The 11,875-nt window shown below is 63.9% G+C and carries 8 protein-coding genes; 6 read left to right on the forward strand and 2 right to left on the reverse strand.

The features are described 5' to 3' along the window. Positions 1–210 precede the first annotated feature (210 nt). From JHD73_RS02655 to JHD73_RS02680, 6 genes are all read left to right on the forward strand, one after another. On the forward strand, positions 211–2,214 hold the full coding sequence (locus tag JHD73_RS02655; protein ID WP_199027494.1) for a CocE/NonD family hydrolase: 2,004 nt from the start codon (positions 211–213) through the stop codon (positions 2,212–2,214). 545 nt (positions 2,215–2,759) lie between these two features. After that, positions 2,760–4,331 (forward strand): methyl-accepting chemotaxis protein, encoded by a 1,572-nt coding sequence (locus JHD73_RS02660; protein WP_199027508.1) that lies wholly within the window; start codon positions 2,760–2,762, stop codon positions 4,329–4,331. A 310-nt stretch (positions 4,332–4,641) separates the two neighbouring features. Then, on the forward strand, positions 4,642–5,649 hold the full coding sequence (locus tag JHD73_RS02665; RefSeq protein WP_199027496.1) for a hypothetical protein: 1,008 nt from the start codon (positions 4,642–4,644) through the stop codon (positions 5,647–5,649). Between the two features lie 4 nt (positions 5,650–5,653). Then, positions 5,654–6,457: a DUF4239 domain-containing protein gene (locus JHD73_RS02670; RefSeq protein WP_199027498.1), complete on the forward strand. Its 804-nt coding sequence runs from the start codon at positions 5,654–5,656 to the stop codon at positions 6,455–6,457. A gap of 208 nt (positions 6,458–6,665) precedes the next feature. Then, the gene (locus tag JHD73_RS02675; protein ID WP_199027500.1) at positions 6,666–7,778 is read left to right on the forward strand and encodes a poly(3-hydroxybutyrate) depolymerase; all 1,113 of its coding nucleotides are present in this window, start codon (positions 6,666–6,668) and stop codon (positions 7,776–7,778) included. A 32-nt stretch (positions 7,779–7,810) separates the two neighbouring features. Continuing rightward, positions 7,811–8,362 carry a hypothetical protein gene (locus tag JHD73_RS02680; RefSeq protein ID WP_199027502.1) on the forward strand — a complete coding sequence of 184 codons (552 nt, stop codon included), beginning with the start codon at positions 7,811–7,813 and terminating at the stop codon, positions 8,360–8,362. A 164-nt stretch (positions 8,363–8,526) separates the two neighbouring features. Here JHD73_RS02680 and JHD73_RS02685 read toward each other — a convergent pair whose 3' ends face one another. Both JHD73_RS02685 and JHD73_RS02690 read right to left on the reverse strand, forming a co-directional pair. After that, positions 8,527–10,593: a sodium:solute symporter family protein gene (locus JHD73_RS02685; protein ID WP_199027510.1), complete on the reverse strand. Its 2,067-nt coding sequence runs from the start codon at positions 10,591–10,593 to the stop codon at positions 8,527–8,529. A gap of 18 nt (positions 10,594–10,611) precedes the next feature. Next, positions 10,612–11,875 (reverse strand): acetate--CoA ligase (locus tag JHD73_RS02690; RefSeq protein ID WP_199027504.1); only part of this gene is annotated, 1,264 nt, incomplete at its 5' end.

The following is an 11,875-nucleotide window of genomic DNA, read 5'->3' on the forward strand; positions in this document are numbered from 1 at the left end:
CCCGTCGCGTGCTGTATGTCGATAGGCATGCTTGGTGCTTCATCGATTGCGCCCAAGCCGCTGGCGCGTGGTCGACCGTGTCACCCACCCTTCCTCGTACAGCCCTTCCGCTTGACCAGCTTCCTGATCGGAAGCGACTTGCCGTATGCCGCCCCTCGGCATGCCGGCCATCCCCCCAAACAAATAAGAGCAGTCAGAAGGAGACATCCCATGCAGATGGGCAACCCACGTGTGCGGCTGGGCCGCATGTTGACGTCAGCGCTGTTGTGCGCGGCACTCGCGCTGTCGGGCTGCGGCGGCGATAGCAGCGGCGTCGCCGCAGCCGGCAGCACCCCCACCGATTCAAACACCATTGCGCCGCCGATCAAGCCAGCGGCGGCCAACTGGACCACGCTTGGCACACGCGCCACGCTCGCACAACCCGGCACGTCCATTACGACCAACGCAAGCGCCAAGTGGATCGACTACAACCCACCGATGCTCTACGCCGGTATCGCACGGCAAGCCACGCAGTACATCACGATGCCGGACGGCACCAAGCTGGCAGCCTATGTCACGCTGCCGGCAGACGCCTCGGGCAACCCCGCCACTGGTGCTTTCCCAACGGTACTCGTGCAGACCTCGTACAACGGCGGCAACGCACAGTACACAGCGTCGATCGGCACCGCGCTGGGCGGAGCCGACCCCTACATCGTCCAGCATGGCTATGCGACGGTGGTGGTGGATGTGCGCGGCACAGGCCAGTCGCAAGGCACGTGGGATGCATTTGGGGCGGATGAGCAGAGCGACTACGGCCACGTGGTCGACTGGGTCACGCAACAGCCATGGAGCAACGGCGCGATCGGCCTGTACGGCGTGTCGTACCTCGGCATTACGACCGTCATCACGGCGGCGCAGAACCATCCGGCAGTCAAGGCGGCGTTCCCCATCGTGCCGATTGGCGACGGCTACCGCGACATCGTCTTCACCGGCGGGCAGACCAATCTGACATTCATCCCGGCGTGGTTCGGGCTGGTGTCAGTGCTGAGCCTGACCGATCCGACACTGGTGACCAACCCGACGATCGGCCTGCCCGCGGTGCTGCAACACCTGGTGTCTGCGGTGACGACATTCCAGTTGCCGACCATGCTGCAAGCCTTGCTTGGCACGACCACCACTGCGTATGACGGCGCGTTCTGGGCAACGCGCTCACCGCTGGAGAACGACGGCAAGATCAAGGTGCCCACCTTCGTGGTCGGAGGCCTGCACGACCTCTTCCAGCGCAGCGAACCGCTCACCTACGAAGCCATCAAGACGCAGGCGCCGGCCAAGCTGCTGATCGGCCCATGGACGCACTTGCAGGCAGCGTTAGGCAGCGGGTTGCCGGTCGATGGCGTGCCGCCACTCAACCACATTCAGTTGCAATGGTTCGATCAATATGTGAAAGGCATGAACGTGGGCGCCGACGCGTTGCCCAATGTCACCCAGTACGTAACCGGGTATGGCCACTACGCTACCGCGACCGACTGGCCGCATCCGCAGGTGCAGGCGCAAGCGCTCTATCTGCGGGGCGACAAGAGCCTGTCGGCCAGCGCACCGGGGGCCAATGAAGCCGCCAACCAGGTGATTCAGCAACCGCTGAACGGGGCGTGCTCGATCAGCCTTTCGCAATGGACGGCGGGCCTGACCGGCTTTCTCCCACTGCCGTGCCAGACTGACGACGCCCTTGCCGAGGCTGCTGACGTGAAGTTCGAGACACCGCCCATGCCGGCGGATACCTATCTCAACGGCCCGATCGAAGCCGATGTGTGGGTCTCCACCACCGCACTCGATGCCGGCGTGTCGGTACGCATTGATGATGTGGACGCGGCGGGTAACGTGACACCGCTCACCGATGGCATCCAGACGGCTTCGCTGCGTGCGGTGGATGCCAGCCGCTCTCGCCTGATGAACGGGCTGATGATCCAGCCGTGGCATCCGTTCACGCCGGACTCCGTGCAGCCGCTCTCGCCGGGCAAGGCCGTGCTGGTGCCGGTGGAGGTGTTTCCAACCAGCGCACTGATCGGCAAGGGCCACAAGCTGCGCGTGGCCGTGGGGGCGAGCAACCTCCCACAGGGCGTGCCGCCGCTACCCACCTTGCTCAACTCGCTGATCGGTGTACTGACGATCTATGGCGACGCAGCGCACCCGTCCAGGGTTGTGCTGCCGGTCGTGCCGGCATCCGCCCTTCAGTAAACGAGATTCATTCGCATGAATGGCCCGCCTTCTAGGCGGGTTTTTTGGTTTACACACAAGCAACGGCAGAAATATGTAAGCGGATTAATACATCAATCGAAAACGTTTCTCATATGAACCAACGAAGAAAAAATCGATTCATACCTGATATAAATTAATCAAGATAAGGTATTTATTCTCCACTTGGCGCCCGATCCGCAAAATCCATCACACAATCCAGAATTGTGGAGCACCCCAGAGCAAACAAAGCGCTAGGCCTTATAGATCAAGGCCTCCACAGCCCTAGAAAGAACTAAGTGGAAACCTGCACAAAATTGATGTTCAGGATTTCCAGACCCCGCCGATAACCCCGTGAAGATCATCTGAATCAGGCTGGAATAACCAGTCTCACCTACCCCAACGGGGACGCTTTCGAAGTCCGCAGGAAACAGCAATAAAACGGTGGCAGGTTCACCCGCCTCTCTCGTGCCATACCGGGTGGTAGCCAAGCCAATCATGATTGCATCCATCTTGTAAGACTGGAGGACGCTGTGAACCTTTCCCAGATGACCATCAAGGCCAAGCTCACCGCAGGCTTTGGCGTGCTGGCAGCCATCGTCGTCGTGGTATCAGGCATGTCGTTGCACGCGCTGTCCAATTCGACAGAAGGCTTTTCCAATTTCGTGCACGGCGTCAACGCCCGTGCCGCAGTCGCCACGGAAGTGCGTACAGCGGTGGATCGCCGCGCCATTGCCGCACGCAACCTCGTGCTGGTGGTCACCCAGCAAGACCTGGAACTGGAGAAGGCCGACGTATTCCGCGCGCACGAAGATGTGCAGAAGCAACTCAAGCTACTCAAGGAGCTGATTACCAACGCCAAGGACTCCACCGATCGTGCCCGCGCGCTGGTGGCCGATATCGACAGCGTGGAGTCGCGCTATGGCCCAGTGGCGACCGATATCGTGTCGCTGGCACTCGCTGGCAAGCGCGAGGAAGCCATCCAGAAAATGGATAACGACTGCCGCCCGCTGCTGGCCGCGCTGGTCAAGGCCACGGAAGCCTACGCTGCCTATACCCGCGAGCGCCAGGAACAGCTTGTGCAGGACTACGACGCAAACTACGCCAACCAACGCAACATGTTGATCGCGCTGTCGGTTGGTGCGGCACTGCTGGCAGTCATTGCGGGTGCGATCATCACGCGCTCGATCACGCAGCCGATCCGTGTTGCCGTGGACGTGGCCAAGACCGTGGCACGCGGCGATCTGAGCAGCCGCATCGACGTGCGCGGCAAGGATGAAACGAGCCACCTGCTCTCAGCCCTGCGCGACATGAACGGCCGCCTGACGGAGATCGTCGACAAGGTGCGCGACAGCAGCGGCAGCGTGGCCGGTGCAGCCAAGCAGATTGCCGCCGGCAATGCCGACCTGAGCCAGCGCACGGAAGCACAGGCGTCGTCGCTACAGGAAACGGCCGCCAGCATGGAAGAGCTGACCTCCACCGTGAAACAGAACGCCGACAACGCACAGCAAGCCACGGTGCTGGCAGCCAACGCATCGGAAGTCGCGCAGAAAGGCAGTACCGTCGTCAGCCAGGTGGTGTCGACCATGCAGGACATCAGTGACCGCTCCAGCAAGATTGCCGATATCACCGGCATCATCGAGGGCATTGCCTTCCAGACCAACATCCTGGCGCTGAATGCTGCGGTGGAAGCCGCGCGCGCGGGCGAGCAGGGCCGTGGCTTTGCGGTGGTCGCCAGCGAGGTGCGCAGCCTGGCGCAGCGCTCGTCCACGGCGGCCAAGGAGATCAAGGAACTGATCGCCTCGTCGGTGGAGCGCATTCATGATGGCTCCACATTGGCAGGCGAAGCAGGCCACACCATGACCGAAGTCACGCAGGCCGTGGCGCGCGTCACGCACATCATGGAAGAGATTGCCGCTGCGTCAATCGAACAACGGCGCGGCATCGAGCAAGTCAACCAGGCAATCTCGCAGATGGACGAAGTCACCCAGCGCAATGCAGCACTGGTGGAAGAAGCTGCAGCCGCCTCGCAATCGCTGCAGGATCAGGGGCAGGAGCTCAACGCGGCGGTAGCCTTCTTCCGCATTGATCCGCAAGCCGCGCATACCGCGCACGCCTGAGCCGCACACCGTATTCTCCAAGCCGTCATTGAGCCCGCTGCCGAGAGGTCGCGGGCTTTTTTCTTTGCCTTCGGGGCTGCGCTGCACACCCGTTCCGTGTCTTTCGTTAGGCCGTCGTTCGTAACTTCCGCTGCATTGGCGAACCCGCACACGCGACGCAAAGTGAGTTTGTCCCGCCCGACAAAAGAGGCGTGGCAAGCCCGGGCTGCGCACAGCCCGCCCCGCCCACGAAGGCCACCATGCAACCGAACAACCCACACTTGCGGGGCCACCCCTTCTGCGCCGCCATGCCGCGCGATGGGAGGCCGGCATGATCCCGCTCACCCTCGTGCAGTGGTTTCGCGCCCGCCCGGTGCCGCACAAGCTTCCGGGCGCAGCACTTGCCGACCAGCTGCGCGAAGAATGCGAAGCCATGGCGCGCTATGCCCTGCACCACGGGCTGCCGGTGGCGCCGGAGATCATTGCTCAGCTCGGTGGCCTGATCGATCGGCAACTGCCTGCGCATGCGTCCCCCCACCACGCGCTGGCCGCCATCCACCGCAAGCTGGCGGCCACCATTGCCCCCGCCACACCGCAGGCAGTCACCCTGCTCGACGCGCAGCACCGCAGCGACCATCCTCTCGCCTGGCTCGGGCCAGTGCCGCTGATCCGGCTGCTGACCAGCGCCGCCATCGTTTTCCTGATCGCGGTGATTGCCACGGGCATGTCGCCCGACGTGTCGAGCGAGAACATCGACCGCGGCTTCCTACAGTCTGACGGCACGCGCCTGTTGTGGAACACGCTGTTTCTGCTGTTCTGTGCAGGGCTGGGCGCATCATTTGCCACGCTGTTCCAGGCGCACCGCTACGTGGCAGCCTCCACCTACGACCCGAAGTACGACGCCTCCTACGGTGCGCGATTGATCCTCGGGGTCATTGCGGGATTGATCCTGGTAGAGATGCTGCCCGCGCAGTTGTTCGACCGCGGCAGCATGCACAACTTCGGCAAGCCCGCGATGGCCATGCTGGGCGGTTTCTCGGCCACGGCCGTGCATCGGTTGCTGCAGCGGCTGGTGGATGCGCTGGAGACCCTTGTGCGCGGCGACCGCTCAGCTGATGCCGACGCCGCCATGCAGACCTACCGCGCCCGCGCCGCCAGCGAGCGCACGCAATGGCAGAGCGAACTCGCCGCCAATCTGATTGACCTGCAGCAATCGCTCGATGGCAGCGCGTCGCCCGAGGCCATGCGCCAGCGCCTGGCCGACTTCACGCGCGCCATGCTGGCCGCAGGCGACCCCACGACCTCTGCCCCTCTCAACCCCCGGCCATTCAAGGAGTGACCCCATGCTGTTCCTGTACAACATCCCCGCGTGGGCAATGGGGGCGGTCATTGTCTTCTCCACGCTGGCCATAGCGCTCGGCGGCTACGTGCTGTTTCGCCATCTCTGTCCGGTCATGCTCGACGCCGAACAGCGTGGCATGACGATCGCCATGATGACTGCAGTGACCACCATCAACTCATTGCTGGTCGCGTTCTCGGCCATCTCGGTGTGGGGCGCGTATCAGGCCGCCGCCGATATCGTGGCGGCCGAAGCTGCCTGCGCCACGGAACTCGCGCACGACCTATCAGCGTTCTCGCACCCGAGTGCCGCGGCTGCACGGCGCGAGCTGGTGACCTATCTGGAACACGTCGTCCATGACGAATGGCCGAGCATGCAACAGCAAGCGCGTGCAGATGTGCGCACCGAAGCCGCGTTCAACCGTATGTTCGCCACCACCAATCGCATCACGCCCAGCGACGACCGCGAGCGCGCACTGCTGACCGAGGTGCTGGCCCGAGCCAACGAGATGGTCAAGTACCGCGAGAAACGCCTGCAGAACCTGGACGCCGCCATGCCCGCCACGCTCTGGGGCGTGATGCTGATCGCCAGTGGGCTATCGCTGTTGCTGCTCTATGCGTTGCCAGCGTCGCGCTTTCACATGGCGCTGGTAGCGGCATGGGCTACCACGCTGGGCCTGGCGTTCTTCTTCGTGCTGGCGGTGGACCGCCCCTTTGCCGGCGAGGTCAGCGTAAGCCCGGCACCGATCGAGCGGACCATCCAGACGCTCTCCGAAGACGAGGTGCAGATCAACACAACGCCCGGTTGATCGCGCCTGCCTCCATGTGTTGCGCTCACGGAAGCGGCCACACGTGCGGCCACCTCTGGACATGCGGGCTTCTACGTGACACGTGCGATCGGTCATAGAACGTTGTCTCAACCATCCACCCTATTCAGGCACGCCGCGCGCCCGCATACGCTGCACCCTCGCCAGCACCTTCCCCAACGTCCGTCCATCCAACAACCAGGAGCCCAGGATGCAGCTCACGGCAACACACCTTCCCCGCCAAAAGAAGACCCCGTCAACCAGCCTCCGTGCCAGGGCGCTGTCCTATGTGATTGCCGGCATCGCGCTGACTGCCACCGCACTGTGCCAAGCGGCAGGCGCAGATGACGCCCCGCTGGGCGCCTACAACGCCGATCTCAAGCGCGTATCGGTGTCGGGGCTGTCATCGGGTGCATTCATGGCAGCGCAGTTTGACGTGGCGTACTCCAGCGAGCTGATTGGCGCAGGCATCGTTGCAGGCGGACCGTATCACTGCGCCGGGCTATCGACGCTCGTGCCGCCCTTTACCGCCGCTGCCACGCTATGCATGCAGCCTGTGGGCGCGGCACCCGCCGCAGAAGATGCCTGGCGTGACGCGCAGGACTTCGCCAAGAAGGGGCTGATCGACGACCCGGCCAATCTGCGCACACAGCGCATCTATGTGTTCAGTGGCGGCAAGGACAGCGTGGTGTCAACACGCGTGGTTGATCAGACTGCCCGTTTCTACGCACTCGCCGGCGTGCCCAACCGACAGGTCAACTACTTCCGGATGCCGAATGCCGGCCACGCCTTCATCACCAACCAGCCGCGGGACGCCGATTGCGGGTCCAACCGCAGCCCTTACATCAGCAACTGCGGCTTCCAGCAATCGCACGACATCGTGCGCTGGATCTACGGCGCAGCGGACACCCCGGTCAAGGCACCCGCCCAAGTCGCGCGGGGCAAGCTACTGACGTTCGACCAGCGGCCGTTCGATACTACACACCGCGCGTCGCTGCTGCGGACCGGTTTCGTCTACGTGCCGGCCGACTGCGAAGCTGGTGGCTGCGCGGTTCACGTGGTCTTTCACGGCTGCATGCAAAGCGCCGAGGCCGTCGGCAAATACCTCGCGAGCGGCATTGGCTACAACGAGATCGCCGACACCAACCGCCTGATCGTGCTGTATCCGCAGGTGACCAGGTCTTCGGTCAATCCGCTCGGCTGCTGGGATTTCTGGGGCTATACGAGCGCCGATCCGGACCACCTCGACTTTTACACGCGTCAGGCACCGCAGATGGCAGCCGTGATGCAGATGATTCGGCAACTGGGCGAGACCCGCCCGTGAGCCTCCTTCCACCCACAACACGCAGACCACCCATGCTCACCACTCTGTTCTCTCAGTTGCAGGCCGTCCAACGCGATGCGCTGCAGCGCTGGACCCACGCTGTCAGCGATACCGATACCGGCACCGCCCCATCCCTGCCCGCCGCCAATCTCGACACCTGGCGCCGCATCGCGCTGGCAGCGTTGCAGACCAGCCAGCACTACTCCACCGCCTGGCGCTCGGCACTCGATGCCGGCTGGCGTGAGCAGCGCGATCGCCTCGCGCTCGATGGTTCAGCCAATGCCCTGCGTTCGCTCGCCACGCTGCAGGCCGACCTTGCCGCTCGCGCCGGTGAAGCTCGCGCCCAGCATGCCAACGCGATGGCCGCATCGGCTGCGCAGTACCTGCAAGACCTGAACCAGGCGCGCGACGCTACCGACATCGCATTGGCGCTCACAAGGTTGGCGACAGACAACCAGGCCCACAGCCGCGAACACGGTCTGCAGCTCGCCGCATTGGCTGGCGGCCTTCAACCGGCGCTGGCGCAATGGACCGAGCGCGCACTGTCGCACGCGCGCGCACCGGAAACCACGTCGTCGGAATAAGCGCCGTAGCGCAATCACCAACAATTGCGCCGCGATCATGCCGCATGTGTTCATGCGTAGCCGAATGCTGTGATGGGCTGACGGGAGAGGTCAGCCCCCGGCGGCCGGCGCTTCAGGCATCGGCCGCCCCCTTGGCCGGCTCGTCGGGGCCGGCGTTTTTTCTGTTACAGCGGATCGCGAATGTAGCCGACCAGCTTGTCGACCACCGGTCGGTTCGGTTTGGTCAACAGGCTGACGACAATGGCCGCCACAAACCCAGCCGGCACCCCAAACGCGCCCGATGCAATCGGGTCCACGCCAAACCAAGGCTGACCCAGGATGCCTGTCATGCGCGTGAAGAACGGGTAGTTGACGAAGATGTAATAGACGCTGACCGCCAACCCGGCAAGCATGCCCGCGATGGCACCGGCGCGGTTCGTGCGCTTCCAGAACACCCCCAGCACCAGCACCGGGAAGAAGCACGAAGCCGCCAGTGAAAACGCCGCCCCCACCAGGAAAAGAATGTTGCCGGGCTTGAGTGAGGTCACATACGCTGCCAGCAACGCCACCCCCAGCAACACCACCTTGGCGCTTGTCACGCGCCGCTGGTGGCTGGCGGTGTTGTCGATCATGTGGAAGTACACGTCGTGCGATAGCGCATTGGCGATCGTCAGCAGCAGGCCGTCGGCAGTGGACAGCGCAGCCGCCAGTGCACCGGCAGCAATCAGCCCGGACAGCACATACGGCAGCCCGGCAATCTCGGGCGCTGCCAGCACCACCATGTCCGGCTGGATCATCACCTCTGCCCACTGGACGATGCCATCGCCATTGATGTCGCGCAGCGTCAGCACGGCCGGATCGACCTTGCGCCACGGCACGATCCACTGCGGCAGATCAGCGAACGGCGCGCCGACCAGATGCTGCAGCAGATCAAGCTTGACGAGCGCCGCCAGCGCCGGCGCCGAGACATACAGCAGCACCACGAAAAACAATGTCCAACTCACCGAATTGCGCGTCTCGCGCACCGACGGCGTGGTGTGAAAGCGCGTGAGGATGTGCGGCAGGCTGGCGGTGCCCACCATCAGGCAGAACACCAGCAGCACAAAGTTCAGCCGCTCGGTGCCACGCTCGGCCTCGGACTTGGACGGGAACGGCTCGGCAGATGGTGGCGCCGCGCGGCTGCGCTCCAGGGCCGCCTCGCGCTCCAGGTTCCACAGAATCGACGCGCTGGCCGCGTCTGCGGGAAACGCTTCGCGCGCACGCTCCAGCGTCTTGATCTCACGCAACGGTGCGTTGCGCTCGCGCGCCAGCTTCAGTTGCGTGTTCAGAGCCTCCCGCGACTCATCGAACGATTGCGGCAGCCGGGCAATGCGCTCCTCCAGTGCCTGTGCTTCGGCCAGGAAATGATCGCGCACGCGCTGTTCAGCCGGGTCGTGGGCAATGCGTTGCTCTTCCTTTTCAATCTGCTGCAGCAGATGACCGGTCGAGAGCTGCGGCACCGGATCGTGATACCGATGCCAGCCGATCAGCCCCACCACGCCCAGGAACGACACGATCATGATGATGTACTGCGCCACCTGCGTCCAAGTCACGGCACGCATGCCCCCCAGGAACGAGCACACCAGAATGCCCGCCAGCCCGAAGAACACCCCCACCGAAAACTCCACGCCGATGAAGCGTGTGACCACCAGCCCGACGCCCTGGATTTGCGCGACAAGGTAGACGAAGGAGCACAGTGTCGCGCCCAGCACGGCAATGCCTCGCACCACCGAACTACCGCCCCGCTCCCCGTTGCCGTAGCGGTTGGCGAGAAAATCCGGCACCGTGTAGCCACCGAACTTGCGCAGATACGGCGCCAGCAGGAAAGCAACAAGGCAGTAACCGCCCGTCCAGCCCATCACATAGGCCAGCCCTTCATAACCCGAGGCAAACACAATGCCCGCCAGGCCGATGAATGAAGCCGCACTCATCCAGTCTGCCGCGGTGGCCATGCCGTTGAAGAATGCAGGCACGCGGCGACCAGCTACGTAGTACTCAGTCAGATCTGCCGTGCGACAGATCAGCCCGATGCACGCATAGATGGCAATGGTGACGAACAGGAACACATAGCCGAGCCACACACCCGGCCCGCGCACATGCTCGATCGCCCCCATCATGACGATGAACAGCAGCAGCCCGACGGTGTAGAGCCCGTAATACAGAAACAGCCGCTTGCGAAAGCGGCTGTCTTGTTGAGGATCGGTAGCCAAGATCGGCGACCAGCGCTGCGGTTAGCGCGTTTCCTTCAACTGGTCGAGGATGGCTGGGTTCTCCAGCGTGGACGTGTCCTGCGTAATGTCCTCGCCCTTGGCAAGGGAGCGCAACAGGCGGCGCATGATCTTGCCGGAGCGCGTCTTGGGCAGGTTGTCGCCAAAGCGGATGTCCTTGGGCTTGGCGATCGGCCCGATCTCCTTGCCCACCCAGTTGCGCAGGTCCGCGGCGATCTGCTTGGCCTCGTCGCCATCCGGACGTGAGCGCTTGAGCACGACGAACGCGCAGATGGCCTCGCCCGTCATGTCATCCGGACGGCCCACCACGGCGGCCTCGGCCACCAGCGGGTTCGCCACCAGTGCCGACTCAATCTCCATCGTGCCCATGCGGTGGCCCGAGACGTTCAGCACGTCGTCAATGCGGCCCATGATGGTGAAGTAGCCGGTGTCCTTGTCGCGGATGGAACCGTCGCCCGCTAAGTACAGCTTGCCGCCCAGTTCTTCCGGGAAGTAGCTCTTCTTGAAGCGCTCCGGGTCGCCCCAGATGTTGCGGATCATCGATGGCCACGGACGCTTGACGACCAAGATGCCGCCTTGCCCGTTCGGCAGGTCCTGCCCGGTTTCATCGACGATAGCTGCCATGATGCCCGGCAGCGGCAGCGTGCACGAACCCGGCACCAGCGGCGTGGCACCCGGCAGCGGGGTCATCATGTGGCCACCGGTCTCGGTCTGCCAGAAGGTGTCGACCACCGGGCAGCGGCCGCCACCAATGTTCGTGTGGTACCACATCCAGGCTTCCGGGTTGATCGGCTCCCCCACCGTGCCCAGCAGTCGCAGGCTCGACAGGTCGTACTGCTTCGGGTGGACTTTCTCGTCCGCCTCGGCAGCCTTGATGAGCGAGCGGATGGCCGTTGGCGCGGTATAGAACGTGTTGACCTTGTGACGCTGGATCATGTCCCAGAAGCGGCCAGCGTTCGGGTAGGTCGGCACGCCTTCGAACACAACCTGCGTGGCGCCGGCAGCCAGCGGCCCATAGGCGATATACGTGTGGCCGGTCACCCAACCGATGTCGGCGGTGCACCAGAAGACATCGTCGGGCTTCAGGTCGAAGGTCCACTGCATGGTCAGCAGCGCCCACAGCAGGTAACCGCCCGTGCTGTGCTGCACACCCTTCGGCTTGCCGGTCGAGCCCGAGGTGTAGAGGATGAAGAGCGGATGCTCGGCGCCCACCGGGGTGACTTCGCAGGTGTCCGGCTGGCCGGCTTCGACCTCGTCCATCGCACGG

Source organism: Ralstonia sp. ASV6 (assembly GCF_016429285.1).
Taxonomy (GTDB): domain Bacteria; phylum Pseudomonadota; class Gammaproteobacteria; order Burkholderiales; family Burkholderiaceae; genus Ralstonia; species Ralstonia flaminis.

Excerpts from the sequence above, each read along its gene's own strand:
- JHD73_RS02680 (WP_199027502.1), top strand. The coding sequence starts at position 7,811 with ATGCTCACCACTCTGTTCTCTCAGTTGCAGGCCGTCCAACGCGATGCG.
- JHD73_RS02660 (WP_199027508.1), top strand. The coding sequence starts at position 2,760 with ATGACCATCAAGGCCAAGCTCACCGCAGGCTTTGGCGTGCTGGCAGCC.
- JHD73_RS02665 (WP_199027496.1), top strand. The coding sequence starts at position 4,642 with ATGATCCCGCTCACCCTCGTGCAGTGGTTTCGCGCCCGCCCGGTGCCG.
- JHD73_RS02670 (WP_199027498.1), top strand. The coding sequence starts at position 5,654 with ATGCTGTTCCTGTACAACATCCCCGCGTGGGCAATGGGGGCGGTCATT.
- JHD73_RS02655 (WP_199027494.1), top strand. The coding sequence starts at position 211 with ATGCAGATGGGCAACCCACGTGTGCGGCTGGGCCGCATGTTGACGTCA.
- JHD73_RS02675 (WP_199027500.1), top strand. The coding sequence starts at position 6,666 with ATGCAGCTCACGGCAACACACCTTCCCCGCCAAAAGAAGACCCCGTCA.